The 25592-nt window shown below is 39.8% G+C and carries 25 protein-coding genes; 3 read left to right on the top strand and 22 right to left on the bottom strand.

The features are described from left to right. Nucleotides 1-4: 4 nt before the first annotated feature. The 6 genes from G4Y78_RS28790 to G4Y78_RS28765 are packed head-to-tail and all read right to left on the bottom strand — an operon-like array spanning nt 5 to nt 4148. On the bottom strand, nt 5-1504 hold the full coding sequence (locus tag G4Y78_RS28790; RefSeq protein WP_163836674.1) for a terminase: 1500 nt from the start codon (nt 1502-1504) through the stop codon (nt 5-7). Continuing rightward, nucleotides 1497-2594: a hypothetical protein gene (locus tag G4Y78_RS28785; RefSeq protein WP_163836673.1), complete on the bottom strand. Its 1098-nt coding sequence runs from the start codon at nt 2592-2594 to the stop codon at nt 1497-1499. Before G4Y78_RS28785 ends, G4Y78_RS28790 begins: the two co-directional genes overlap by 8 nt. Continuing rightward, a complete protein-coding gene (locus tag G4Y78_RS28780; protein WP_163836672.1) occupies nt 2591-3040 on the bottom strand; it encodes a hypothetical protein in 450 nt (149 codons plus the stop codon). The genes G4Y78_RS28785 and G4Y78_RS28780 overlap by 4 nt, the downstream gene beginning before the upstream one ends. Beyond that, on the bottom strand, nt 3033-3263 hold the full coding sequence (gene lysC, locus G4Y78_RS28775; RefSeq protein ID WP_163836671.1) for an Rz1-like lysis system protein LysC: 231 nt from the start codon (nt 3261-3263) through the stop codon (nt 3033-3035). The genes G4Y78_RS28780 and lysC overlap by 8 nt, the downstream gene beginning before the upstream one ends. After that, nucleotides 3232-3570 carry a hypothetical protein gene (locus G4Y78_RS28770; protein WP_163836670.1) on the bottom strand — a complete coding sequence of 113 codons (339 nt, stop codon included), beginning with the start codon at nt 3568-3570 and terminating at the stop codon, nt 3232-3234. Before G4Y78_RS28770 ends, lysC begins: the two co-directional genes overlap by 32 nt. Continuing rightward, the gene (locus tag G4Y78_RS28765; protein WP_230425787.1) at nt 3570-4148 is read right to left on the bottom strand and encodes a transglycosylase SLT domain-containing protein; all 579 of its coding nucleotides are present in this window, start codon (nt 4146-4148) and stop codon (nt 3570-3572) included. The genes G4Y78_RS28770 and G4Y78_RS28765 overlap by 1 nt, the downstream gene beginning before the upstream one ends. A 344-nt stretch (nt 4149-4492) precedes the next feature. Here G4Y78_RS28765 and G4Y78_RS28760 point away from each other — a divergent pair, with 344 nt between their 5' ends. The 3 genes from G4Y78_RS28760 (at nt 4493) to G4Y78_RS31490 (ending at nt 5288) form a co-directional block, all read left to right on the top strand. After that, a complete protein-coding gene (locus G4Y78_RS28760; protein WP_163836669.1) occupies nt 4493-4765 on the top strand; it encodes a hypothetical protein in 273 nt (90 codons plus the stop codon). A gap of 83 nt (nt 4766-4848) precedes the next feature. Beyond that, nucleotides 4849-5025 carry a hypothetical protein gene (locus G4Y78_RS28755; RefSeq protein ID WP_163836668.1) on the top strand — a complete coding sequence of 59 codons (177 nt, stop codon included), beginning with the start codon at nt 4849-4851 and terminating at the stop codon, nt 5023-5025. Between the two features lie 137 nt (nt 5026-5162). Next, the gene (locus tag G4Y78_RS31490; RefSeq protein ID WP_268935120.1) at nt 5163-5288 is read left to right on the top strand and encodes a hypothetical protein; all 126 of its coding nucleotides are present in this window, start codon (nt 5163-5165) and stop codon (nt 5286-5288) included. Between the two features lie 361 nt (nt 5289-5649). Here the strand turns inward: G4Y78_RS31490 and ssb are convergent, their stop codons facing one another. The 16 genes from ssb to G4Y78_RS28675 all read right to left on the bottom strand — a co-directional run bounded on the left by ssb (nt 5650) and on the right by G4Y78_RS28675 (nt 25560). Beyond that, nucleotides 5650-6132 (bottom strand): single-stranded DNA-binding protein, encoded by a 483-nt coding sequence (ssb, locus tag G4Y78_RS28750; protein ID WP_163836667.1) that lies wholly within the window; start codon nt 6130-6132, stop codon nt 5650-5652. Further along, a complete protein-coding gene (locus G4Y78_RS28745) occupies nt 6117-6515 on the bottom strand; it encodes an endonuclease domain-containing protein (protein WP_230425786.1) in 399 nt (132 codons plus the stop codon). Before G4Y78_RS28745 ends, ssb begins: the two co-directional genes overlap by 16 nt. An 84-nt stretch (nt 6516-6599) precedes the next feature. Further along, nucleotides 6600-7280 carry a hypothetical protein gene (locus G4Y78_RS28740; RefSeq protein WP_163836666.1) on the bottom strand — a complete coding sequence of 227 codons (681 nt, stop codon included), beginning with the start codon at nt 7278-7280 and terminating at the stop codon, nt 6600-6602. A gap of 57 nt (nt 7281-7337) precedes the next feature. After that, the gene (locus G4Y78_RS28735; protein ID WP_163836665.1) at nt 7338-7763 is read right to left on the bottom strand and encodes a hypothetical protein; all 426 of its coding nucleotides are present in this window, start codon (nt 7761-7763) and stop codon (nt 7338-7340) included. Continuing rightward, nucleotides 7756-8892, bottom strand: a complete 1137-nt coding sequence (locus tag G4Y78_RS28730) for a hypothetical protein (RefSeq protein WP_163836664.1) — start codon at nt 8890-8892, stop codon at nt 7756-7758. The genes G4Y78_RS28735 and G4Y78_RS28730 overlap by 8 nt, the downstream gene beginning before the upstream one ends. A gap of 1290 nt (nt 8893-10182) precedes the next feature. Next, nucleotides 10183-10512, bottom strand: a complete 330-nt coding sequence (locus G4Y78_RS28725) for a hypothetical protein (RefSeq protein ID WP_163836663.1) — start codon at nt 10510-10512, stop codon at nt 10183-10185. A 352-nt stretch (nt 10513-10864) separates the two neighbouring features. Beyond that, complete coding sequence (locus G4Y78_RS28720) at nt 10865-11254, bottom strand: hypothetical protein (protein ID WP_163836662.1); 390 nt, start codon at nt 11252-11254, stop codon at nt 10865-10867. A gap of 52 nt (nt 11255-11306) precedes the next feature. Further along, nucleotides 11307-11687 (bottom strand): hypothetical protein, encoded by a 381-nt coding sequence (locus G4Y78_RS28715; RefSeq protein ID WP_163836661.1) that lies wholly within the window; start codon nt 11685-11687, stop codon nt 11307-11309. A gap of 27 nt (nt 11688-11714) precedes the next feature. Then, nucleotides 11715-11966 (bottom strand): hypothetical protein, encoded by a 252-nt coding sequence (locus tag G4Y78_RS28710; protein WP_163836660.1) that lies wholly within the window; start codon nt 11964-11966, stop codon nt 11715-11717. A gap of 346 nt (nt 11967-12312) precedes the next feature. Further along, complete coding sequence (locus tag G4Y78_RS28705) at nt 12313-12804, bottom strand: hypothetical protein (RefSeq protein WP_163836659.1); 492 nt, start codon at nt 12802-12804, stop codon at nt 12313-12315. A gap of 2 nt (nt 12805-12806) precedes the next feature. After that, nucleotides 12807-20708 (bottom strand): RHS repeat-associated core domain-containing protein, encoded by a 7902-nt coding sequence (locus G4Y78_RS28700; protein WP_163836658.1) that lies wholly within the window; start codon nt 20706-20708, stop codon nt 12807-12809. A 48-nt stretch (nt 20709-20756) separates the two neighbouring features. Beyond that, nucleotides 20757-22520, bottom strand: a complete 1764-nt coding sequence (locus G4Y78_RS28695) for a prenyltransferase/squalene oxidase repeat-containing protein (protein WP_163836657.1) — start codon at nt 22518-22520, stop codon at nt 20757-20759. A gap of 34 nt (nt 22521-22554) precedes the next feature. Next, nucleotides 22555-22899: a hypothetical protein gene (locus tag G4Y78_RS28690; RefSeq protein WP_163836656.1), complete on the bottom strand. Its 345-nt coding sequence runs from the start codon at nt 22897-22899 to the stop codon at nt 22555-22557. A 214-nt stretch (nt 22900-23113) separates the two neighbouring features. Continuing rightward, complete coding sequence (locus G4Y78_RS28685; RefSeq protein ID WP_163836655.1) at nt 23114-24403, bottom strand: MFS transporter; 1290 nt, start codon at nt 24401-24403, stop codon at nt 23114-23116. 27 nt (nt 24404-24430) lie between these two features. Beyond that, nucleotides 24431-24823 (bottom strand): VOC family protein, encoded by a 393-nt coding sequence (locus G4Y78_RS28680; RefSeq protein ID WP_163836654.1) that lies wholly within the window; start codon nt 24821-24823, stop codon nt 24431-24433. An 8-nt stretch (nt 24824-24831) separates the two neighbouring features. Next, the gene (locus tag G4Y78_RS28675) at nt 24832-25560 is read right to left on the bottom strand and encodes a helix-turn-helix transcriptional regulator (RefSeq protein WP_163836653.1); all 729 of its coding nucleotides are present in this window, start codon (nt 25558-25560) and stop codon (nt 24832-24834) included. Between the last annotated feature and the right edge of the window lie 32 nt (nt 25561-25592).

Raw genomic sequence — 25592 nt, 5'->3', positions numbered from 1 at the left:
TCTTTTAGCAATGGGATAAGCTTTGTTTTGCCCAGGCTAATAGATCGTCACTGCTATTAGTGCCGTCTAATGCCATATTGACAGGTATATAGTCGACTAACCAGGCCATTGCGTATGTATCAAAAATATCCGGGGATTTAATACCCTCCGCTCGCATTTTCTCTTTTGATTCAATACGCCACTGGCCAACCTCATTAAATTTATAGGGAATTTTCACAAATTGGTTCAGGGTTTTTTGTTTCACTGAATAGTGGTCGTTTAAGCGTAAGCGATTATCGCGCAAAGCTTCTTTGACCATGACGGAGGCAAAGTCGCGCTTACTTCTAAACCGAACTTTTTGCGTTTTGCTGTGTACCGGTGCGCCCCAGTGGATCCGTACAACATCAATGCCTCTCTTTTCCAGAGTTTGCGCGGTAATTAATCCGTAGCCGTCAGCGTCGACACCGATTGTAATATTGGGGTATTCCTGAGTTTCTTTTTCTATAATTTCTGCAAACTCAACCCCATCCACACCAGTATTCATTTCCAATAATTTTACGGACTCAGCTACCCGTTCATCATCAAAGCCCGACACCTTGAGTATGTTTAATACCGAACTGTCGCGCCCTTCGCCGCCAGCTATATCAGCAATAGCAATGTAACCCCATTCCGTAGGGTGTTCGATTGTTGTTATAAATCCCTGGTCCACATCATCACGACCAATCAGCATACCTTCAGCTTGTTTAGTGAAAGCGCCCAATACGCGAATGCAATATTCTGGTGATTGACGGCCACCGTATTGTTTTACTTTTTCAATTAAATAGGACTGAGTGACTAAGGGGCTTTCTTCACTGTTAAGTTGAAAGGCGGTAAAACCATGATCATCAGGGCTGACTTTAGCCAGAGAATGATGAGATTCATAAAAATAACCCGTGATTCGGGTCGGTTGGCTTAATAAGACGAGTCGGTTATCGGTTTGTGTGAGTGCACCAGTGATGTAATCAAATGCCTTGTCTGATAGGCCTGAAGCTTCGTCAACGATATACAACAAGTGGTCAGCGTGTTCACCCGCCAGAGCTTCTTCATTGCCCAATCGATAACCTTTAATTCCAACAGACCATGACTTTTGAAAACCAACCGCGTAAAATTGCTCAGCCGTCAGCACGAACAACTCATCCAGCCACGGGAATCGGTTGACGGCTTTTTGCCAATAATCCGCTAAATATTTAAATATCCCGATTTTTACCTGCTCGACTTTGTTTGCCGTAATCACTACCCGTGCCTTTGGATAGGTAGTTATAAAGGCAATTATCAGCATCGCCAGTAAACTGGATTTGCCGGTACCATGGCCCGATGACACAGTCACCCGACACCCGTCTTGTTCAATAGCAAAGGCTAAGGGACATTGCTGGTGGGTCAGGTGCATTCCACACACCTCTAAAGCCAAGCGTTCCCAATTGTGCCGGTAACGGGCAACATAAGCCGGATATTCAGGGGAAGAGAGCGCCGTTTTACGCTTAGCCATTTTCCTTGCGCCACTCTGCTAACCAGGTCTGACGCTCTTGTAACCATTCGGCTTCCTGCGCTTGCTTGGCTTTGTTTTCAGCACACAAGGCGTCTAGTTCTTCTTCCGTAATACCCTGTTCAGTCTCCGGTTCGGTATTATCCAGCATTTGTTTCACTTGTAGCTTGAGTACTTCAGGTAAAGGGATGCCTTGCCCCTCTAATTGATAGGCTGCTTGTATTGGGGAAATACTGTCGTCTGTGAGCTGCTGAAGGACTTTGGCTTGAATAGTGAGCTTATCACGCTTAGTCAGGTCATCATCATTTTTGAGTTTTTCATGTAGGTTAGTGAGCTGGTTTAATCGCCCTGTGAGTCGTTGAATAATGCCGTCAAAATCCGGCCGCCGTCTTATTTCAGTGCGACTGTTGGTGGGGACCATGCCGTTGTCCCCTTCCATATCCACCACTTCACTAAGCGGTAATTCGGCCTGCTCTTCATCGATGGCTCGTTCCAGTGCTACTGCACGCGCCAAACGAATCCGTATTAAGTCCATTTCATCTTTTATCGAACGCAGCAGCCGTTTGCTGTTTTGACAAAAGCGGCGTTCTTCATCGGAATAGAAACGGCTGTATAAACCATGGATCACTGCATTAGTATTACCCGGTTGGCCACCACCTTTATTGATAGGTCGTTTTGCAAATTCACTCTCTTCAATTAATGGGGTATCTTTGGTGTCGTTTGCCCCCTCCTCTACAACACTCTTTTTCTCTGTATTTATAGGCTTTGCGCGTTTTTCATGTTGCGCACTTTCATCATCAACATTTTGCGCATTTTGAGAAATTTGCGCAGTAATATTGCGCATTTTAGTGGTGTTTTGCGCAGTTTTTTTGCGCGTTTTCGTTACGAGTTGCGCGTGTTTTTGCGCATTTTCTGTTGTGATTTTTTCCAGTACAGATATAGCGGCGGCCTTAGTAATGTGACGTCTGGCAGTATTCCATCGGTCATCACCGATATGTTCATCATACCACTTGCGGGGACTAATTTTTGATTGCTCCCAAGCTTGCGCATATTCAATAATTAATTTCTCCCAATAGGACTTACCTTTACTCACATATCACCTTTTAATTGCTCAAATGATTGTAGGATTTGGGTTAATTGTTTATTGGCTTTTTCCAATTCCTGGTTACGCAACTTCAGTTGTTTGACTTCTTCATGCAAAGCGCGGTTAGCACGATCCAGGTTATCCAGCTTGAGTCGCATGGTGGATAACGCTTGTTCAAACTTACTGTTTTCAGCTGTGAGCTTTTCTTCATAATCTTTTTTGATGTTGGTGACGGTAATATCAAAGTGCTCACGCACCGAATCAATCACGCTGGCTTGCATATCCACCAGGCTTTTACTGGCATTCAGCAGTGCTTCTTTTTCTTTAGCATGGGTTAAATTCTCTTCTTTTTTCTTGAGAATAAATTTCCAGAACCCGGTATTACCTAAGATGGCACCGGCAACTGCAGCACTACTGGTTAATATAATATTGGTGGTATTTAACAACTCATTCATAGCTAGACTCGCTTTCACTCCACTGCTTAATGGCTGCTTTATCCGCATTGCATTGATCAATCACTGCTAATGCTGTTGTGGTTAGCGTTAATAATTCTTGATTGGTATGACCTGTCAGCTCTGGCTTAGGGCAAGGTTGTAACCACTCGACAGGCGGCACTTGTCGGATAATCACCGGGTTAATAGAGGGTTTAGGGGTGATCAGTGAACAAGCGGACAACATAATCAGGCAACTGCTGAGTATTCCAAGTCGTTTTTTCATGAGCTTTAATGGTGGCTAACGCACGGTTTAGTTGCTGTTGAATAGTATCTAGATTGGCGGCTCGTTCTTTGGCTATTTGCCGTTGTTGATTCAGTGATTGCAGTAATTGATGATTCGCTGCTTGTGATTCCGATAGCTGATTGACTAATTGCTGATTTTTATTTACCAGTAATTGTTGTGTATTTTTCAGATCCTTGACTTGCCAGAATTGCAGCAAGCAACCTGAAAATAATAATGTACCAATAATAAATATTGCTTTATTCAGCATTAACCTACCAGCATTGCAACCCAATAGCGCCAAATACGTTTAACATAAGTTGTCGTTTCTTTAGCATGATGACCCGTTACTTTGGGAAGACACTTAATAATCGGTTGATACAGTCGTGCATTGCTACAGCGTTTCTGTGCTTTCAGAATATTACCTGCACCCGCATTGTATGAAGCCAACGCTAAAGAATGCTTATCAGCAGCGGGTCGAGGTGCTGTCCAAAACTGACGCATCTTAGCCATGTAAAAAGCGGATGCCTGTATATTACTCTTGGGATCAAACACCAGGTGTTTATCAAGCTTCAATTGTCGACTGATATCAGACCAGGTACCCGGCATAATTTGCCCAAGTCCTTGTGCACCCATCGGTGACGCAGCATTCGGCTTCAGCCGTGACTCTTGATATAGCTGGGATTTAAATAAGCGCCAATCAATTGCAGGTAAGTACATTTTGCTTGAGGATCGAATCAGGTCGTCGTATTGATTAGGAAAAGACGGTGCTGATAAGCCAACAGACGGCAAAGAAACGCATACCAAAATACAAAGCCACTGCCGTGAAAAATTGGTTGTCAATAGCATTATTTAACCACCCGGAAAAAGAAATTTTTGCGCGTTTATCGTAAAGCCGAAGCAAAGCCAATGATGTGGAAATCGCAATAAATAAATACGCTAGTTTAATGCTAAGGGTGAATACCCCTAAGTGCTGGTATAAGTCAGTAGATACTCCATCCATTAATACACCTCTGAATAATGCTTAATTTGATCAAAATAAATTCAAATCTAGGCTGATCTACGACTTAACTACTATAAAAAAATGTGTTCAATGTGCGCATTTATATAATATACTGCTTGCCGTCATCAGCTGGTAACAAACTTATCACAGATGACTTTTTAACCTGGATGATAAAAAAATATTGGAATGTATGGATATGTTTAAAAAAAGAAAGGATCCTGCTGTAACAAGCTGCATAAGCACTCATCAACGCACGATTTTAGCTATGGAGCTAACTGACTCAGTGAATAATGTTGTACTCACTAATTGTGTCATGGGCCTTGGTTATGAAACAGGGTCATCACTTTGGTATAAAAAAATGGGTAACTTAATTGTGCCAGCCACTATGGACTTTATTTTGGATAGTGCATTAGATGAAGCCGGAATTGATGTAGTAAGGAATAACGTTTCGGCAAAAAAGTAAAAGCAGGAGTTTTGGTCAATCTTTGCACGGACAACCAAAACCCCCTAGTCACCAACATCACCAATTAAGAAAGGAGTCAGCCAATGACTGAGGCTGAATATAACACAGTGAGAAACTTAAAGGTAAGCCGCCCAATACCATCAGACTTAATCCCAGAAGTTTTACGTTATGCCTGTACCTGTAAATCCATAGTAAGTAAGGCCATTATCAAACGGATTGCTGATGAGATTGAGCGCAATAATCAACTAGTACCTACATGACCAACAACGAAAAATTAAAAATTGTACAAAAGGCCTTCAAATTGAAGGCCAATGAAGTTGCTGTAATTTGTTTCTGTTCTAGTCGCAATACAGTTACTACCTGGCGATCAAAAAAAGGGACAGGAAGATATAGAAATATGCCTAACTCAAAATGGGTTCATTTAGAAAGATATTTAATTGAGCAATGCCTAGTCAAAGATAAAGACGACTTAGACCGTTTACTGAAAGAGCACAGTAAGCAACTCATTACTGAAGACGACTGATAGTGTATGAGGATTGAGATTGTTTCGTTTGTTTTATGGCTGGTAAGTATAGCACTTTTCTTGGCCATTCGCTTTGCAATGCGATGACATCAAACAAACAGCCGAATTACTACATGTTATGCACAATGTTATCCACCAAAACTGTGGAAAACTGGTTAAAATGCATTCACTTTTTGCAACCAATGTCAATACGTGAAACGGCAGTTTATGTGGAATAGTGTTTATTTCATTTAGCAAAGGCCCATGTTGAAGGGCCTATACCAAGTTCCTGGTTAAAGGAACAAGCCAGATATTACCATTTTCTGGTAACAGGGTACTTATACTACAAATTCATGACCAACCCAAGTCCAACATTAACAGCTCAAAAGGGTATGTCATCCAGTTCAGACAACATCCCAGGTTGTTGATAATTAGCTGGTGGTTGCGGTTGATTAGGCGACGACTGTTGTTGTGCTGAAGGTTGGTGTTGATATTGTTGGTTGACCGGCTGTTGCTGGCTTTGTTTACCAAGGTTATCAAGTCTTTGCAGCTTATCACATACCACTTCAGTCGTGTATCGATCAGAACCATCTTTTACCTGCCATTTCCGGGTTTTTAACTTGCCTTCTGCATACACCTTGCCACCCTTTTTTAAATATTGAGCTGCAATTTCAGCCAGCTTCCCGAATAAAATGACTTGGTGCCACTCTGTATGGGTTTTTACCTGTCCCGCCTGTTTATCTTTCCACTGCTCACCCGTTGCAATGTTTAGTCGGGTTACCGCTGTACCATTAGGTAAGTATCGCGCATCAGGATCTGCCCCGAGATTACCAACCAAAATAACTTTATTTACGCCTTTTTCCATCGAAAACCTTTTGCTTCTATTGCTCTGACTGTGTAATCAAATGCGCTGCCCTCTCTCACCATACGACTATCAAAGCGTAATACTGACCAACCTTGGATAGCCGCTTCAGCGTATTTCTCACAATCCTGATAAAATCCGGTGGGCGTTAGATGCCTGGATTTTAGGGTATGACCTGTCTTAGTACGACGACCATGACTATAAGTCCCCCCTTCCAGTTCAACAGCCAGGTTGTAATCCGGGAAGACAAAATCAAACCGCCATAGACGGTTAGGATGAAATCGATATTCACTGATAAACCGGGCAAACCCAGGCATATTAATTTGATGATGAAAAAGGTTTTCTATTCGGGATTGATTGGATAAAACCTGTTTTTTAGTCGTCATTTGATTCACTAAGAATATATCTGCCTCCTATTTTACCTGATTAGTTCAATGACCCACGACGATAAATAAATATCGCAATAATAATTAAATGCCAGCAGGCAACTTTTGATTGGTTATGATCCTTACCCAGGGTGATACGTCTTTTAGCTCGTAATCCAGCTCCATTAACAAATTATTTAGCTGCTCTGCCCCTTCACCAGAAAATCCACCATTATTTTTTTCAGCAATACCGGTAATCAATATCAGTTGCATACAGTTTTGTTGGATACGGTTAGTCAACTGATCAAATAGCTTGTCTTCCATGGGGGCAACTGGGTAACGACGAGCAATGTTAATCGTATCATTATGGATTTGAGTGGCTTTACTAATCAATTGTCTCTCTAACTGACTCATTTCGTATACATCCACTGTATTCACTACGTTAAAAGCGGCCCGAATCAACACATGATCAGCGGGTTCGTACTTACCCTGAAAACAAACAATATCCCCATCCTCAAACTGCTTGAGCGTTGAAATAATATCCTGTTGTGTAAAGGGTTGATCCCCCCGCACAATGATACTGCCGTGGAATAATAATATTTGTTGCTCAGCATTCATGTAGTCACAAAACTGCTGAAATGCTAATGCCCCTTTATCCGTTAGTGCATCTGTACCTTCAACCCAACAGCAGGTGTAATGATCAGAGCCTAACGTCACATCCATCATTATGCCGCCTTCAGCATCAATGAGACCTACAATCTCTGTACTTTTGATTTTTTTAACCATCAATATCTCTTTAAAAATTAACTATGAGTAAAATTAATTTAACTATTGGATAAACAATTAACCTAAACGCTTTTGTACAGGCCCTAAGTATTTTTCAATCACATCAGACATTGACATGGTTTTATGGCCTGCAATTGAGCTGAGAATTAAATGGGCATTGGCTGCAAGTGGCGTATTGATAACCCGAAGGTCTAGTTCATCACCATTGGTTTGTTTATGTTTTAAATACACGGCGCGTTTGACCTTACGCCAAGCATCACTGTTGTTTTTAGCATCGAGCCACTGATCACACCATGCTTGTAACTTATCCATCTGCTCAACTTCAGCTACTGGCACAATAGCTTGTAACGCTGGTTGTGAGTTGTGTATTTCACTGGATAATTCAAACCGTTGTGACCAGTTATAATTACCAACATGGTTTTTCAGGTATTCCAGAATATCGAGAAAATTACGCGCATTCACTTGAATACTTGGCTTAGACATAGCAGTCTCCCCTCAACCAATCATCTTCGCTGTTATGACCCATTGCTGATGAATACACGTCTCTAGCCGTAGAAAATACGGACTGTGTGTAACTTGGTTCATCATCAAAGTTAATCCCATCCGACCAGCTTTGGTCTAATAGCGCCTCGGTTGTAGAGCGTTGTGATCGTGCCAAGTCATCGGATTTTCGTTGAATTTTATTAGCAAACTGTTCCTGGTAATTTGCATTCGCTGTATTTTTCTTATCGAGGGCTGCTGTGATTTTAGCTGTTCGCCTAATGCTATTCCGTAGAAACTCTATACCTCGTTGTACGTACAACAATGCACCGCTAAAACTAATTAAATCCCCTTTCTTGTTTTTAACACATTGGTAGTCATATAACTTTGCCCGGATGTGTGGTTCAAACTCTACGAATTCCTCATCACTCAGTTTTTTCTTGATTTCAGTGATTACATAATCACCAACAGTTTCTTGTTTAGTTTCTGAGCAAGAAACGTTAGTAGTATTTATATTCTTTAAATTATTCTTTAAAGAAATTGCAGAATCTGTGCCAACTACGTCACAAGCCTTATTTTCTAAGGGCTCTGGCGGTGTTGATACCCCCTCGACCATTCCCTCATTTTGCAGGTTTGTACAATCCTGCATTTTGCCGGTTTCGATTTCCTCATTTTGTGGAATTCCAGAAAAACCGGGGGCTACAGCCTGATTTTGCTCAGTTTTATAGTCTTCAGGCTCAATGATTTGTTCATTTTCCAGGCAAGCAACAGCTTCATAATTAATGGTGTACCAAAGCGTTCTAACCCCTCGAATACCTAATACACTAAAGTGCAAATGATCAGTTTTGATCAGCTTTAATTTGCGTAGTTTGTTTAATAAGCGTTCGATCTTACTAGCACACCAATAAGGAAAAATATTTTCAATTAATTCTTCTACAGTATGGTAGACCCAATACTTACCGCCATACTTATGCAGACGATGATTAATGAAATTTTCTTTAGGTGTGAGCAAGTAATGAAGCTTGTTTAAAAATATTGCTTCATCTAAACCAATTTTTACCGCAAGTTCTTGCGATACAACAACGGGGATATTACCAATTAATAAACTATTTTTAGACGTGCGAGTGCTCATACTCAACCTACAACGAAGCATGTATAAAAATGACTAGTTATTTTTTTAAGCAGCTTGGCAATGAACAGTTAGCAAACCCGCTAATTGTTCCGTTCGACTCAGGTGCTTTTTTGGACAGAAAAACAACAGGGTAAAAATTGACCTGTATTTATACTGAGCAAATAGACCTTAGTAAACGTCAGGTTATGTATGAGGTTTGAATAATTATTAATCAGATGTAATACAAAAAATGTAAATTTTTCCATATTTTGGACCATTTCACGGTGCAAAAGGTTGCTACTGGTCCAGCCGTTACAGTATATTAAAAGGGATTTTATGTCTTTTTGTATATACTGCTTCGGCAGACTCAGCGACGTTTTACGTAGCTGGACCATGAAACCCTGGTGTTGGCGCACTGGGGTTTTTGGTATTTAAGCCCACAACTTTCACTTGTGTAATAAAAACAATTTATCGCTTTCTATAATACCTACATTTCTTCCGACTAATGTCGTATAAATTTCACGCTGTCCAGTTTATCAGCCTAAGAGGCTCTGTAAAGGCTTTTGTAACACTTTTTCTTAAATTGCCATCTTTTGCCTTTATTAACTCACACCGGGCTTCTAAACAGGCTGAGCGTTAACCAACACAGCTGTCGGAGTTAGCAGAGTATACTAAACCACTGTAACTATATACAGTAGTTTATTGGCAATTAACAATGAATACAGGATAAATTTTAGGCACAATACAACGGCGGCCTAATAATAAGCATCTGTCAATTTGGTTAATGAGAAAATAGTAATCAACAAGCAATTTGATCACTATCGCCATAAATAGGATTAAAACCCAGTAGTATAGTTACTTTCTAACATGCGAGATCTCCTTAACCTTGAGAACAACTTGTCACACATGATAATTGGGCTTTATTTTGAAAGGCAACAACCTACCCATTCACCTTCTGGCAGGCATTCAAAATAATGCAGGTATATACAAGGAAGACTACAAATTATTGTGATACAAGTCAAACTATCGTACAGATTTTTTGTAAATTCCCGTAAAAACTGACTTTCACCCAACAAATAAGGCCACTTTCGTATGTTTTTATCGCTTGTATTCATTTGAATTCTTTTGCATTCACTCTTTTTTGAGTGAAAGATAAATATCAAACCTGAATTGAAGCTTAATCGGTTGATAATGCTAAAAGACATCAGTTGATTTACTTTATAAAAGCACTTGTCCAACAATATGCAAAATAGCCCATAATAGATATGAATACAGCATAAACCAGCAATTCCGTTTACTGAGTCAATATAACTAACAAAATGAGGGGGGGGGAAGATTAGTGCTGTTAATTTGCTGAAAGGCTTTTTTAAGACCTTCTTTATTTTGGCTATCTTGCTTTTTTGGTCGTTCCGTTGGTACTCCTAACTGATGAGCCAGTGAATCAAATGTATAAAAAGGACCACCCAGCTTACATATAACAGACCGTCCTGTACGCCCGTGAATGGTGCCAGGGACTCTTAACACTCGGGCCGGCCCATGGGTTGCGGCCTTATCAACCAGCCAATAACGACCACCTGTTAAACATTTACTGATTGCACGACTAATGAGACGCCAGCCACCGATACCCTTCAACTGGCTCATAAGCCCATACCGAGCCTGAAAGACATAACCTGTTGGTATGGGAAGTCCCAGGTAGGCAGCCTTGTAGATTATGTCTTCGATAAAGTCTCCTTGAGGATCAAGCACCCGTTAAGGAAGAAACGAAAGACACACCTTACAACAGAATGAGGAAAACCACTGCTGTGAAAAAATATCAGTGTTTTGCTATTACACTAAATAAGTTATTTCATAGTTTTAAGTACAAGCTAAACTGATATCCCTTATTTTAAAATAAAGATTATCGAACAAGCTTACTTTTACTACTAGATTTATATAACCTGGCTATCCCCATTACAGCCAGGTTTTTTCTTAAAAAATCAGAATATATTTTTATCTACTCATACTCCCAATCTAAAATTTTTTCGTTTTCTTCGTAGAAATTTAATACTGCATCTTTTGCCATTTCTTTTCCTACTACAATTGACTTAGGAAAATCAGCAAACTGCCCTCCAGCACAAAGTTCTATTGTATCACTATCGTCTCCACCTAAGTTTAGAAGTGTTAGGTTTTTACCAGAGGAGCTAACTGCCGTCACTATAAACCAGTCAGGCCCACCTCCAATATGTAACTCCCATCCATCATGCCTTTCGATGCTTAACAATGTATGTTGTTTACCATCAAGCATATTTAACAAATCAACTGCCTGCTCTATGTCTTTATTTTCACAAGCTATATCTTTGTTGATATTTGCACATCTCTTGTCAGCTATTATCTTTATATCCATATAACTTTTACACTATATTTACTATAACTCCTGATCTGGCAAGTGCATCTTTTTATAGCTCTACTTTTCTCCACTTTATTGATGTAGGAAGCTTGTTTTTTTTCAGAAAACAAGTAAATGCATCTATAGCTTCACCAATATTAAACCACTCATCATTTTTTAAAGGTATATCTCCTGCTGAAAATGACAATATTGTCCCATCTGGAAATGGAGTGCTTGGGTTATCATGATATGCTCTATATTGACTAACACCCTCTCGCTTTTCCAACATACAGGTCATGCGCCCACCAGCTACTTGAACATAGTCTCCATTCGATACCGTCAGTGATGCAAAGGAGCTAGGTCCATGACTCTTTAATGTTTTTAAAGTATTTATCAATTGTTTTTCTGTCGGAGAAACAATACTTTTTTTCCCTTCACATTCCAAAATCATACTTGAAAAATAACCTAGTAAAATCTTTCATAAGGTATTCTGAGACTCTAAATATTCATGAAACAGGCTAAAAAAGGTATCTAATGTTTCAGATAAGTCAACATTAGAAGCAATGATGTCACACCAACCTAATGATGCATTAGTTTGCTTATATTTAATTTCTACAAACTTCTGAACCCCCTTTAATGTATCATTTTCTGTTTGTTTATTACCATTTCCTATAAACCACCCCGTTAAAAATGAGTCCAAACACTGAATGTTTCTTGCACTTAACCACAATAGCGGGCGCCTTTCAATTTCAAACAAGACTTCTATAAGGTTTTTATTAATAAGACTTAGGGCTTAAGGGCTTAATACCTTCTGAACTATATCCATTGTTTTCCATTTACCTTACTCCTCTATAAATTTCCTCCATTAATTTTAAATTGTAGATCAGTAGGGTGCAAACTTTCTAAGCATTCATTCTTCTACTCGATAAAGCAATATGTAGCTAATTGCTATTTTATAATGCCTCAATTTTTAAGCCCAATTTCATACCACATAAAAACCAAAGTAAAAATACTGGGCTCTTCACAGTTTTACTCGTCCTTATATAACTTAGTTTTTCGGTGTAGCTTTTGAGGTATTATTTACTTAAATTCCTTAAAGTGCTCCTTGGATTCAACACAAATTTGCGAGCCACCGAGTTCTCAAATTCCTTCAACAACTTTTGATAGTCAGCATCAATGACCTTTCCACAACCCTTCAATACTAACTTACAATCCAATTTAAATGCTATATTAGAAAGGATCTCTAAAAGCTCGTACTTGCAATTACGAGCATCAACTAAACAAATTATATCATCTTCCCATATCTCTACTTTTGAGCCATCATCACTCCCATACATTTCTGCTTCTTTACTCCAAGACTTCATTAAGGGTAGCCTTTTAGATATCTGTTCCTTAACAAATGCTGGAATATCAGAATTTGACCAATAGTTTCGAAACTGCTGTTCTTCATTAAAGCTGGTATCTTCATCACGAGATTTATATTGATCCAAAATTGGTGGGATATGACCGTGTTCTTTTATAATTCCATTAGTAGGTACTAAATAGAATCCAAATTGCCAAATTGCCATTTCTATCTCCCCCTATACTTAGGTTGACGAATCGCACCTATAGTGCTTAATACATCTTCTATACTGTTAAAGTTTGTTCCTTCTACAGGAAAGCCAACTTTTTGGAACTCTAGTTGATCTGTTTTGCCTAAGTACTTAGCTGCTGAAAGCCTATTATTGCCATGAACCACATAGGGTACTCCCTCAATTTCTACGTATTTAATTACAGGGTTTTCAATACCATTTGCTCGAATGTCTTTAACTAATTTTGTAAATTGTTTGTCATTCATTGCATCTGTTAACTTCAAGTCACTTGAGCTGAAAGGCAAATCAGTTAGCTTCTTTGTAAAATTACAAGGACAATTCATATTGTGCACAAATGCTTGCTGTTCTCCAGCAAAATATGTATTGAAGTCAGCAACAGTAAGGTTATAGGTGTCTTCTATTCGATGTAATGGTGTAAGACTGATTACTTTCAGTGCTTTATTTTGATATGCCTCCACTACCATACCTGGCGTTAGTTTGGCTGAGTCTACCCATCCTTTACCCTTCACCCAAAATGGGTGGTTATCAGTTACTTCAATGGTTTCTTCTTTACCCTCAGTATTTTGAAGCACCAACGAGTAAAGCGGCTTTCCTTCTGTAAGTATCCGATCAGTGACGGGTTTTAAGGCTACCTCTCCTGTTTCTGGGTTTTTAGAGTAAACCTTTTGACCAACCTCAACTGTTTCAATCGCCTGGTGACCGTTTTCAGTTAAAACAGGTGTACCCGCTGCAAAACAACACGTACATTTCTTCAAAAAGCTTTTATGTGAGGCAAGTTTGCTCGCTAACCGACTACTTGCTTTAGATAAAGTCGCTTGACCTAACTTGGCAACACCACCAAATAATGTGAGCGCTTGTAATGTCTGTGCACCATTACGTTCTTGAGGCGTAATTTGTACATCAGGCATAACACTGCCTGCCATCATGCCTTGGGGAGTCAATGCATACATATCATTTGCCATCTGATAACCTTTTTTCAAGGCTCCGACGGTGAAGTCTCCCCAAGTACCAGGCCGACTTTCCTTCATAAATTCATCTAAAAATAAATTACCCGCAAGCTCCATTCCTTGCCCAAAATAACTCCACCCCGTCATATTAGTGGCAGCCCCTTTGGTCCATGTACCCCAAGGGTCTACATTCATGACAGGGTTATTCATCACATAGGCATAACGGTTGACACCATCAACAAACCCCATCGGATCGGCTTGGGTAAAACGCCCAATTTCAGGGTCGTAATAACGGTTTCTGAAGTAAATCAACCCAGTAATTTCAGGCTCACGAGCTGCAAACCCAAACATTGAATTAATGGATTGAGAGCCAGCGAGTAACTCACCCCATGGCTGATAGGCTGCCCAAGAATCCAATTCACCATTTATATCGGTATAGGCGACAACTGAACCCAAAGCATCCTGGTGGAAAAAGAAAGTATTTCGAGGCAAGATTTTCATGACAGGGCTATCAAGACCAGCATAGGCATAAAAGCCCTTTGACTGCCAATTCTGGTCATAAACCCCATGAATTTGATTACCACTATAAAAATAACGTTGGATATCTTGTTGATTTTCACTTATGTGTATTGCACGGATTACCCGTTGCCCAGCATGGTCATATAAATATTGGGTTAACCATCTGTCATTAAAAGAGGACTTTACTAACTGATCAAGTGCGTTGTAATTAAACGTTAATACGTTTTCACCGCTTTTCTTCTCAGTCAGATTACCATTTTTATCATAAGTAAACTGCCGTATAAGCTCACCATCCGCACTATCTTTCTGGATTTTGAGCACCTGGTGTAATGCATTATGCGTATAAAAATGCTTTTCCTTAGCTGTTTCAAAATACCGTCTATTTCCAAACGGATCATAGCTGAGCTGATATTTCAGGTTATTATCTGGCCCTTCAACTTTTATTAAACGCCCCAGACCATCATAACTGTAAAAATCCGTGATGGTTTTTCCATTGGGCACCTGATGGGTTTTTCTGGTTAGCTGGCCATGATCGTCATAATCATATATCAGCTGACTCACTACTTTTTCCGGTTTGCCCTCCTCTTGGCGCTTGATAGAAATGTTGTTGATTGAACCATCCAGGTAGTAGGAATAGTGCATCTTCATCCCATTGGGATAGAGCACATATTTCAACCGCCCAGAGGTTTCATATACATACTGAATAGAGTCAGCACGCACCCCTTGAATACCAGTTAAACGTCCTGCGTCATCATAAGCATAATTAAACGCAACTTGTGCATTATTAACTTGCTTAAGCAGTTTACCCGCTGGAGAGTAAAAATATTGAATTCCTTTATTCGCGCTTTGATTATTGACGACAATTTTTAAGCGGTGCTGTTCATCATAAACAAAGGCATAAGATTCAAAGTTTGAAACAACAGTATGCAGCTGTCCTTGGTTGTTGTATTGATAGTTCGTAAAGGTTGATAAGTCTTCATTTTCAGCTGACTGATGTTCTTCTGATTTAAGTAAACCCGACGGATAGTAGCTATAGCTACTTTGTTGCCCTTTTGCATCAGTGGTGGTTTGTATTTGCCCTCTCTCGTTGTAGGTAAATTGCCAGGTATTCTTCAAAGCATCGGTTTTAGATAACATCCGCCCAAAATCATCATAGGTATACATCATTTGCAGCTTGACATTATCCTGTGATCGATCTCCAGCAGCACTGGTATGCCCAGCATAAACTGTAACTAAACGGCCTAAACTGTCGTAATGATGATGAGTAACTGGCCTGACTTGCTTTAATAAGTCATCGTCATAAACGGGCTGAACCACTCTGACCGCACGACCTAATTCATCATAATCAGTCAATGTCGTGCGCCCAGCGCTATCCGTGACTTTAATAACCTGGCCTAATTTGTCGTACTCGAAGTGAGTTTCCCGTAACGGCAGTAAATTATTGTCCTTATCTTTTAACGCTATGTTTGGCCGAATAATGGTTTTTAATAAGCCATTTTGCTCAGCACCATAATATGCATAATTCGTTGTAACACCATCTGGCTGTTTTTCCCATAACACCCGGTTCAACACATCGTATCGGGTTTCAGAGACACGACCACTTGGATCTATGGTTTTGATCAAGCGGTTACTAGCATCGTACTCATAATGTACTGTATAACCATCTGGGTTGGTGGTTTTAACAATATTGCCTGTTGCATCGTGTTCAAAGCGAACGGTGGCGCCAGCATGGTTATAAGTCGCCTTTAATCGGTTGGCTTTACTATATTGGTGCACCGTTTGATCAGCCACACTGGGCTGACTGTTTTCTTCACCCATTAGCATTAAGCTATCACCCAGTGGTAAGCCACTTTTGTCATAGCTGTAATACCACCAGTTACCAAAACGGTCTTTACTGCGTGTTAACTGACCAATCTGGTTATATTCGCTGTGAAGTGGATAGTAAGCCTCATCATAGCCTTTAACTAATTTACCGCGTTTGTCGTACTCCAGTGTAAAGGGACCATCAAACTCATCATCGGCTATCACACCATCACCGTTTTTATCCCCAAAATGTTGGACAGTAACAGGATAAGCACCCGTCACTTTATTTACCTGGTCTTCATATTGATACAGGCTATAAGGTCCGCTTTCTGGCTGGGTAAAATCACGCACTTTACGGCTGATTTTTAAAGTGCCATTAGGATAATAAACATTACGATCCCAGTTCAAAATATGGCTGCTGTAAACACCGGGAGCTTCGGGGTTAAAGGGTGTGTTGTGCACTAAGCTGGCTGCAGAGGATTTAAACGTGACTAAATCCGTTACATTTCCATGTTGATCATAAACATGCCGTTGATAATGCCCTGCGGCATTTTTGATTAAGCCTGGTTGTCCAAGCGCATTATGTTCAAAGTTTTCAACCAAGACTCCTGAAGGCAAAATAGTTTTTGTGTTATTGCCCTGCTCATCATATTCATACTGCGTTAAATAACCCATGGGGTTATAGTAATGAGTCATTAAATACGGATTATTTGGGTTTTCATATTTGTATTCATGAACCCCACCATTGTGATCAATGGTTTTAATCCGCATTCCATCTTTATTGAAGAAATAATGTTCCGTATGCCCTCGTTCATTGGTAAAAACCGACTCACGACGAAATGGGTTGTAGGCAAAATGAGCTGTATTGCCTACAGCATTATAGTGACGGGAAACCTTACCATTTGCATAATATTCAAACGTCATTTGATAGCCATTGGCATAAGTAAATGACTTCATGGCATGGTGTAAATAGGGGCCATCTTCTTTGCCATAATAGGCATAGATTGTCGCTGGTTCATCACCACTTAACGGGTTGTAATAAGCGGTAAGCTCGCCTGTTTTATCGTTGTACTGATAACGGTGTTCATTGCCCGTCCAATCCTTCAGGACAGATAAACGTTTTTGATTGTTATAAGTAAACGTGAGTTGTCGTCCATCAGGATCCGTGACCGTATTTAACCGATTTTCTTTGTATTGTAAGGTCAGCTTATTACCATGACGGTCAGCAATTGCTACCAGCTGAGCGACCTCACCAGCTTTACCCGCGACATTGCTGAAATAGTAAGCCAGTCCGTTTTTTTCTGTTAAAACATACTGGGCATCATTCCGGTATTTACGACGAATAAAGGTGAAATAATAACCATCAGGTATTCCCGCTACACCTGGTGCTAATTCAATGGTGCCATCAGATCGAAACGCTGTTGTTGGCACGTTAATAAATTTCTTACCGTCCATACCATCGGACCACACAATGGTATCAACTTTGCCATTCTCATCATCATCTAAAAACAATAAATAATGATTAAAGCTGTGCGTCCAGCCATACCCCAAAGGACCATCTTCCCGCGCCAGACTATTATAAGAGCGCTTAAATACGACTGGCATTCCACGAGCGGGTAAATTGAGGTCTGTTTCATGGTGATACATATTACCTGTCACCATATTCACAGGATCTCCTGCCCAGGTGGATAGCACATTGCCACCGAGTGACACAACGGAATTTACCGTATGTAAAATATCCAGTGTTTTATTGAAGGTATTAAGCGCTGACTCTACACCATAATTATTATCTACACTTAAACTGGAGGCTAAAATCGTAACTGCATTTAAACCAAAACCAGAATCCGGGTTGTAGCGGTTAATATTCCAGTTAACATTAACATTCCAGCTAGGTGGACGGGGTGGTGGTGAGGGAGGCCTTAGAGTATAGCCACCGTCATATGGCCCGATGGCGAATTGAGCTTCTTTCGCACTTAATCTAGCAAACGCCGCTCCATAGAAGCCCTTATAATCAACAGCTGTCTTATTCAGATATACGACATTACCTGGGTTCTGAGCAATTTCATAAAAATAGTGTAACTGCCTAACATCATAACAAGGTTTTTCTCTATAATAATTAACGCAAGCTGGACAAGAAATGTTACCGCCTTCCTCCCTTCTACTAAGCTTTGGGAAAAGGAATATTTGTCCATGCCCAGAAAATATTTCACATCTTAGAACCCAAAAACATTTCAAGCAGCTTTTAATAACTGATGAATCAATTATACTTGCTAAATCAAACTGCTGATCAATTTTTATAACCTTATTTCCCTGGCCTGCCGAGTACTGCATCGCGCTTACCGTACTTAAAGTTTCCCTTAATATGGTTTCCTGCCAGATATAACTTTCATAAAATGAACTGGCTGCACCTGTTGCATGAAAAATATTTTTATTAAGTTGCCCAAATTGATTATCAATGGGGTTTGAACCTATTCCCGGTGCATCAATAATAAAATTGTCGGAATTGATAGCATAGGGCAGATCAAATAAATACTTAATATCAGCTCTTGATCGCGTTAATGCTGTATGGTACTGGCCGTTATAAAGCCCATTGGCTAAAGTTGCTATTGCTTCACTTTCCCTTTCCACATAGTGCATATACTTCAATAACACTACGTCCAGAAAATCCCCTAATACAGCATCCATATGCTTCCAGGGCTCAGACTGGTATTTAAATATATTGGTTAATAGATTTTTGACCCGAGCTTGCACCATTTTATCGGATGCTTGTCGTGCATAGCCCTGTAGCGCATAAACATCTAACAACGTAATCCCATCAAACTCTTTAGTAACAAACACCCCTTCCTGGGTCTCGTTCTCAAGCTTTAGTTTTGCATAAGTAAAATTACTTTCCTCACATAGGTTCAGCTGCGGCTGATTAGCCAACGCAATGGGTTTACCATAAACATTAAGCACGGGTTTTACAGTTAAATTGGTGGGACAGGCTAACGCGCCCCCCTTGCCTGCACGCCAGTTATCCAACCGCTTTTGAGCATCCGCATTAATGCCTGCAAAACTTAAAGTTAATCGGCTACGCGCCATATCAATTAAGTTAACTGTGGCTAATTTTGTATCATTTAAAGACACTGTTAGCTTTAAACGATAGGCATCAGGTATCGCGGCTATGGTAGATTGGTTTGTCCCTTGCCATTGAGTGAATCGCTTGACTTTATAAGGCAAAGTAGTTGGCAACGCTTCAAGCTTTAACGGTATAAGCTCCCAGCGATCCATGACCTGATCCAAGGTTACATTAGGGTCTTCTGCTCGTAGAGCAGCTAATACTGCATTCTGATAAAATTCCAGTGGCGTTTTTATTGTGCGCTTTGATACATATTTTTCAAAATCAAACGTTAAGTTATGCTTTTTAGTCGCCGGAATATAATTACGGTATTTAAAACTACTATCCAAGGCCAACCAGCGGTAACTGTCGGCTGTTTCTGACTGACCACGATCCTTGCCATAAGGCAGACAAGTTTCAACCCATACGTGGTTCATCGCAATACTTTGAATATGTCGAAAGGTCTCCCCTGCGCCGGCATACAGTGTAAATGTATCCAGTAATTTTCTAGCCACCTGAAAATTCGCTAATTTCAACCACCAAATATGTGATTTGGTTGCTTCTAAATAGATTTCTCCTTTGACATATCGAGCGGGATAGCCAGATGCTCGCAGTAAAGCAATTAACAAGGAAGCATGCTCCATCGCATTGCCTTTCCCTGCTAATAAGGTTGTCGGTGCATCTTTGGTGATGCCTGGCCTGGGTTCAAACTCAATGTTATTAGTAACGTACTCCAGGATTTGTTTAGGCGAGTGATTTAATTGTTTCGCCAGTGCTTTGATACGCTCATCGATCACAGCCTCGTTAGTCGCCGCTAAATCTTGTGCGTTTCGGTTATCATTACCTTCATAGCATTGAGTCAGTAATTCATCGCTTGTAGATATAGGTTCAGCTGCGGTTGCTTCAGCTACATAGGCAGGGGCACGTGAAAAACCATTTTCAGTGAGGTCATAAACAAATGGCTGTTGACGTACAGCCTGCCACTGATTAATCAGTGTTTGTGCTGCATTGATGGCGATTATTTGATCTTCTCGATTCTCAGTTGATTGGATCTGGTTTAAATGCTGTATAAGGGTTTGATAACGATCAGTCACTTGTTGGCTAAACGTATTTCGCTCATCAGTGTCAGCTGCTGCACTACTGCCTCTACTGCCAATCCCCCCGGTAGAATGAAGCTGCTGCCAATTGGTTTGTAAGGCTTGCCATTGCGATAGTTGATCATCCAATGAGGGAGTAGCCGAACTATCAAATAAACGACGAATGCGACCTGTTAAGCCGCCATGGTTTTCCAGATTATTTTTAGTTTCCTGTAAGGATTTTGTGGTCGCTTCCAGCTGTCGATCGATAGAAGCTTGTAATTCAGCTAAATTATCTTCCCGCGTAAAACTGTTTAAAACTGGCAAATAGGCTTCACTTGGAATCGGTGCGGTATTTTCAATTGCTGATAAATTAAGCGAAAGCAGGCTTAATGAGAAAGCCATGCCATGAAGTAACGTTCGTCCACTGCGCTTCATTGCAATATCTCATGTATTCAAATTTAATTTTTAATGTCGATTGGTTGGCTACAGCAGATAATCCAACACGATTTGTAATGCAGGCTCATGCACTGCAGGGTGGCGCTTTTGTTTCACTTCTTCCCCATCCTGGACTCCATCATTATCGGTATCCGCTACCCTGGGGTTTGACTGCCACTGATATTCCATTAAATTCGATAATTGATCATTGTCAGGGTCGTGTTTGGCATCCTCCGCATTATTTGGATTGAGCCGGTAATACACTTCAAAACCATCTGGCATTTGATCATTGTCACTGTCATCAGCAAACGGTAGTGTTGCCGACCAAAACTCTTCCACATGGGTTAATCCATCAGTATCTGCATCATCCAGAGCATCAGCCGGGTTAAAATCATTTAAATGATGGAGCGCTTCAAACCGTGCCAACATGTAGTCATTATCGTTGTCTGCATCGGGTGAAGATACATAAATGGGTACAGACACAACCTGTTGTGAACCATCTGCCAGCTCAACAATGTATACCCGCATGTATAAACCTGTTTGTGTCAATAAACCATTCGCTGTTGTCGGTGGCTCAGAAACCACACGAACCACTTTACCCCCTAATGCATCTAACGTCGGTAAACTGCTTCCTGCCAACACATTGACCATTTTTAGACGGGTTTGAATAATCCCACTCGTATTTGGTTGATAAATAATGGGTGGATCAAACCTATTGGGATCTCGGCCAACAAAACTCTCAAGACTATCTGGTAGCCCGTCGTAATCATTGTTTGTTAAATTCACTCCTTCAGAATCTAACACTTTTACGACTAATGCAGTTAACAGCAAATCATCTTGCCAACTTCCATTTGACTGTATGTGTTGTATTAAATAATCCCGTCCTTTTTTTAGCGTATCAGCAAATAATAAAGGCTCAGGGTAAAACTCCTTAAATGCCTGCAACGTTAATAACGCTTCAGCTGTTTCATAAATGGCTAAATTGAGTGTATCAGTAATAGCCCCTGATGATTGCTGATGACTGGCTAACCATAACGCTCCGTATTTGGCGTAATTACCATAACCTGGTAGATAGTATTTTTCTTTATCCTCTGCTGTTTTATATTTTGTAATGACTGAATGCAGAAAACGGGTGGCATAAGCCGTCGGTATCACTTTTTCAGGTGTCTTTTTTCCATGAAAAATATCCGCATATCCCCAACCATGCCCTCTAGAACTGGTAAAGTTTCCCGGTACATCTGTATGCTGGAGCGCTTGAAAAGAGTAGGCATAAAAACGAGAAGCAGCAGTCTCTCCATAAATCCCCGTCGCCATCATAGCAATACTAGCTAATGCAGTATCAATTATAGTGGCTTGAAAGTGTGGTTTAACCGACCAGGTATAAGCATCCTGCCATTTATCACCCACTTTAAACGGGACAGTTCGCCTAAGAGCTTTGAGTTTATTAATGAGTGAATAAGGTGTTGCCGTGGTTTTTGTTAATATTTCTATTTGACGGGCTAACGTAGCTGCATCCTCAGCAGAATGATTAGCCAACCAAATAACTGCCCGCTGAAACTCAATACTTTGAATATGATGATGATGTAAAGTATCAACAACCGTAGTTGTCACCGGTATGACCGCCTTTCCTTCCCCCCAACTGCCATCAGGACGCTGTTGAGCCAGCAAATAACCCAAACCTTTCTCAATATACGATTGATAAGGGTTGGGTACTTCATTATTGGTTTCTTCTGCATTAACCGTATTGGTATATGTCAATAAACAGGCACAGCAGAAAGCCGCCAACGGCTTCAAACGAAACATTGGCATCATGTAATTACCTAGTTTTTATTTAATTAAAAATCAATCAGTTTTTGACGGTAATATTTTCAATTACGCAATTCCGTGCAGTATGATTGAATGTCAGGTCGATGGGTTGTTTCGTTTTTTGAGAAGATAATAGCGCAGTAAACTGCTCCCTGAAGTTCGGATTTTCCTGTTTAGGGAGTTGAACATGCTGGCCAGTCGCGCTGCATTTTAAGCTTGACAACTGGTCAGCCAATGCAATCTCAATATTGCCACTACGACTAATGATGATTGATTGAATAGTGCTTTGCTGGCATGAATAGTTTGTACACTCTCCTCCAAAAGCAGTGGTAGCTAGTTGTGTAGAAACTAAAAAAACTACAGATAACATATAATTCCGTTTCATAATACACCTTATATTTTATAATTTAACAAACAATCCAATGTCTACTACTTAATGACCTGGCAATCATGATTCACTTTAGTAGTCAATGTCAGGTGAAAAATTTCACAATTGTCTTACAATAATTAAATATCTTTAATTGATTTAATATATATGAGATTTATAAAGTCTAGTAGTATAGAAAACCTATACTACTAGACTGTTGACAAATCAAATTTTAGTAATTTTTAACTAAATTAGTGGGGGTATTTACCTGTGCTATTACTCTACCTTGACCAAATTTAAATATTGCAAACCAGGAAATCATGGCCACTAAAACAATATAAATTCCAGGTAAGACAACACTGTATTCACTCAACAGTAAGTTGATAGTTGGCGTAAACCCACCAAACAACACTAGACAAAGGTTATAGCCTAAAGCCAATACACTGGTTCTAGTCTCAGCTTCTGTTGAATCAACAAGTGCCAAAGGTAATGGTGCAATAATAAGTGCAGCAGTAATCGCCATAATCAATTGAATGACTATTAACATGGCTAGGGGGGCAGTTTGCATAATAGCATAGACAGGAATTGCAACAGAAATAGCCATTATCAGCCCTGTCCCCATTACTCTGCGCCAGCCAAATATATCAGTGAAATACCCTGCTACAGGAATCAGTACAACTAGCAAACAAGATTTGAATATAGGTAACCAAACTTTAACTGACTCTGCGACTGATAAGTGCTTGATCAACATCTGGCTTGAAATATGGTAGGTATAAAAAATAACTGCTGGTGCCATAACCATCATAAACAGCTTAACAATAAGTTTATGATGTTTAATGAAGGCATCTTTTAATGGTTGATGACTAGCTGTGTGGTTAATTCGTGCTTTAATAGCGATAAATTCTGGTGTTTCTACAAGTTTGAATCGGTAATACAAGCACATTAACAGGGTAATACAACCAAAACCAAATGGAATTCGCCAGCCCCAAGCAACCAGCTGCTCCTCTGTTAGTGTTGTATTTAAAAAAGCAACAATAATAGTCGCTAGTATAACACCTGTTGTGGTGGTAACTTGGGCCAAACTACCATAAAACCCCCTTTTTCCTGGAGGGCTTGACTCAATCAAGAAAGTTACCATCGTAGGAAACTCACCACCAATGGCCATGGATTGTAACAACCGAAAAATAAGCAGTAGTAATGGTGCAGCTAAACCGATAGTTGCGTAGGTTGGCATAATAGCAACCCCTATCGAAGCGATAGCCAACAAACCACCTGACGCATATAAAGCTATTCGACGGCCATAAACATCTCCTATATGGCCAAATATTAGTCCCCCTAATGGCCTTGCAATAAATGAAATTGAAAAAATCGTGATTGTCATGATAAGCCCTGACTTGATATCCGCGTCAGGAAAAAAGACTTGGCTAAGTATGCTTGATAGACTGGCATATACGACAAAATCTAACCATTCAAATGCATTTCCTGCAACAACCATTGCTGCATACTTATTACTTAATTGCATTACTCCCTGCGACTCCTTGTAAAAAGTTCAGTTACACTCAACAACCTCAATAGCATTGCCCTCTGGATCATGCATAAAAAAGTAGTTGATACCTGTACGCCCATAGGTTACTTCAGTTGTTGAAACACTTAATTGATCATTTACCCATTGTTTTGCTGCCTTAATATCATCAACTGCTAAAGCAAAATGTACTAAACCAGGCTCTTTAAGCTTAATATCCCATCTTTTTACTCTTATACTTTTAATAGAGCCATTAAATTCAAATAGCTCTATCAAAGTCCCTTTTAAATTTAAGTGGGCTATTATAACTTCATCATCTTGATATGATTTTTGCAATTTAAACCCAAGTTTTATGTAGAATTCTTTTAATTTTTCTAAAGACTTACATGTTATGGCTATATGGTGGATTTGCTTGAACATATATTTGTTTACCCCATATCACTTACTTTACGCAATATATCTCCTTTTGAGTTAACTTGTAGCTTCTTTTTAATTTTCTGTATTGCAGCAGAAACACCTGCCTCTGTTACCCCCATTTCATGAGCAATAACTTTATACGGCAAATTGAACCTTAACTGATTAATATATTCTATTTCTCTATTTGTTAAGTTATAAATAGTATCAATGTATTCATGATTTGCTTCCTCTAACTTGCTAAATTGGGTTTTTATATCAATATCTGGTTCAAGATATATATTTGAATTATGCTCTGAAATAAGCTTGTCTACATAGTGTGTTAGTAAACGCATACAGTAGTTAAATTTATCAAAATTATTAGCAATTTCTTCATATAAAATATCTCCTGGTTGTCTGGAGCCAAGACTAATTACATTAGAGTAACTATCATACTTATGCACTATATCTAATTTATACAGTATCCCCCTGGTTTTTGCATGCTTTGCTTCTTCATGAAGCGACCCGTTAATTCTCCATGAGTGAAATCCAGGATTTATTCTCCTCACAATTTGATTTTGAAAACCAGTTTCCCAATATGAACGGTGCCATACATCATCTGAAGTAAAACAGACTATTCCCCTCTCATGTGATATATGATTAAACACCAGCTGTGTTATTGGTAACCAGCTCAGCTTTGTAGTAAGCCAAAAGTGCAGTCTCTTTGAATATGTAATTGATGGGTGAGTATTTGCTATGCGCATATATCCCTCTACTTATTAATAACTCCATTTCC

It is taken from the genome of Spartinivicinus ruber (genome assembly GCF_011009015.1).
Classification (GTDB): domain Bacteria; phylum Pseudomonadota; class Gammaproteobacteria; order Pseudomonadales; family Zooshikellaceae; genus Spartinivicinus; species Spartinivicinus ruber.
This window is presented reverse-complemented; position numbering and strand designations above follow the sequence as displayed.

Bases quoted from the DNA above. Each gene is read 5' to 3' on its own strand.
- G4Y78_RS28790 (WP_163836674.1), bottom strand. From the start codon at position 1,504: ATGGCTAAGCGTAAAACGGCGCTCTCTTCCCCTGAATATCCGGCTTAT.
- G4Y78_RS28780 (WP_163836672.1), bottom strand. From the start codon at position 3,040: ATGAATGAGTTGTTAAATACCACCAATATTATATTAACCAGTAGTGCT.
- lysC (WP_163836671.1), bottom strand. From the start codon at position 3,263: ATGTTGTCCGCTTGTTCACTGATCACCCCTAAACCCTCTATTAACCCG.
- G4Y78_RS28770 (WP_163836670.1), bottom strand. From the start codon at position 3,570: ATGCTGAATAAAGCAATATTTATTATTGGTACATTATTATTTTCAGGT.
- G4Y78_RS28765 (WP_230425787.1), bottom strand. From the start codon at position 4,148: ATGCTATTGACAACCAATTTTTCACGGCAGTGGCTTTGTATTTTGGTA.
- G4Y78_RS28760 (WP_163836669.1), top strand. From the start codon at position 4,493: ATGGATATGTTTAAAAAAAGAAAGGATCCTGCTGTAACAAGCTGCATA.
- G4Y78_RS28755 (WP_163836668.1), top strand. From the start codon at position 4,849: ATGACTGAGGCTGAATATAACACAGTGAGAAACTTAAAGGTAAGCCGC.
- G4Y78_RS31490 (WP_268935120.1), top strand. From the start codon at position 5,163: ATGCCTAACTCAAAATGGGTTCATTTAGAAAGATATTTAATTGAGCAA.
- ssb (WP_163836667.1), bottom strand. From the start codon at position 6,132: ATGGAAAAAGGCGTAAATAAAGTTATTTTGGTTGGTAATCTCGGGGCA.
- G4Y78_RS28745 (WP_230425786.1), bottom strand. From the start codon at position 6,515: ATGACGACTAAAAAACAGGTTTTATCCAATCAATCCCGAATAGAAAAC.
- G4Y78_RS28740 (WP_163836666.1), bottom strand. From the start codon at position 7,280: ATGGTTAAAAAAATCAAAAGTACAGAGATTGTAGGTCTCATTGATGCT.
- G4Y78_RS28735 (WP_163836665.1), bottom strand. From the start codon at position 7,763: ATGTCTAAGCCAAGTATTCAAGTGAATGCGCGTAATTTTCTCGATATT.
- G4Y78_RS28730 (WP_163836664.1), bottom strand. From the start codon at position 8,892: ATGAGCACTCGCACGTCTAAAAATAGTTTATTAATTGGTAATATCCCC.
- G4Y78_RS28725 (WP_163836663.1), bottom strand. From the start codon at position 10,512: ATGAGCCAGTTGAAGGGTATCGGTGGCTGGCGTCTCATTAGTCGTGCA.
- G4Y78_RS28720 (WP_163836662.1), bottom strand. From the start codon at position 11,254: ATGGATATAAAGATAATAGCTGACAAGAGATGTGCAAATATCAACAAA.
- G4Y78_RS28715 (WP_163836661.1), bottom strand. From the start codon at position 11,687: ATGATTTTGGAATGTGAAGGGAAAAAAAGTATTGTTTCTCCGACAGAA.
- G4Y78_RS28705 (WP_163836659.1), bottom strand. From the start codon at position 12,804: ATGGCAATTTGGCAATTTGGATTCTATTTAGTACCTACTAATGGAATT.
- G4Y78_RS28700 (WP_163836658.1), bottom strand. From the start codon at position 20,708: ATGAAGCGCAGTGGACGAACGTTACTTCATGGCATGGCTTTCTCATTA.
- G4Y78_RS28695 (WP_163836657.1), bottom strand. From the start codon at position 22,520: ATGATGCCAATGTTTCGTTTGAAGCCGTTGGCGGCTTTCTGCTGTGCC.
- G4Y78_RS28690 (WP_163836656.1), bottom strand. From the start codon at position 22,899: ATGAAACGGAATTATATGTTATCTGTAGTTTTTTTAGTTTCTACACAA.
- G4Y78_RS28685 (WP_163836655.1), bottom strand. From the start codon at position 24,403: ATGCAATTAAGTAATAAGTATGCAGCAATGGTTGTTGCAGGAAATGCA.
- G4Y78_RS28680 (WP_163836654.1), bottom strand. From the start codon at position 24,823: ATGTTCAAGCAAATCCACCATATAGCCATAACATGTAAGTCTTTAGAA.
- G4Y78_RS28675 (WP_163836653.1), bottom strand. From the start codon at position 25,560: ATGCGCATAGCAAATACTCACCCATCAATTACATATTCAAAGAGACTG.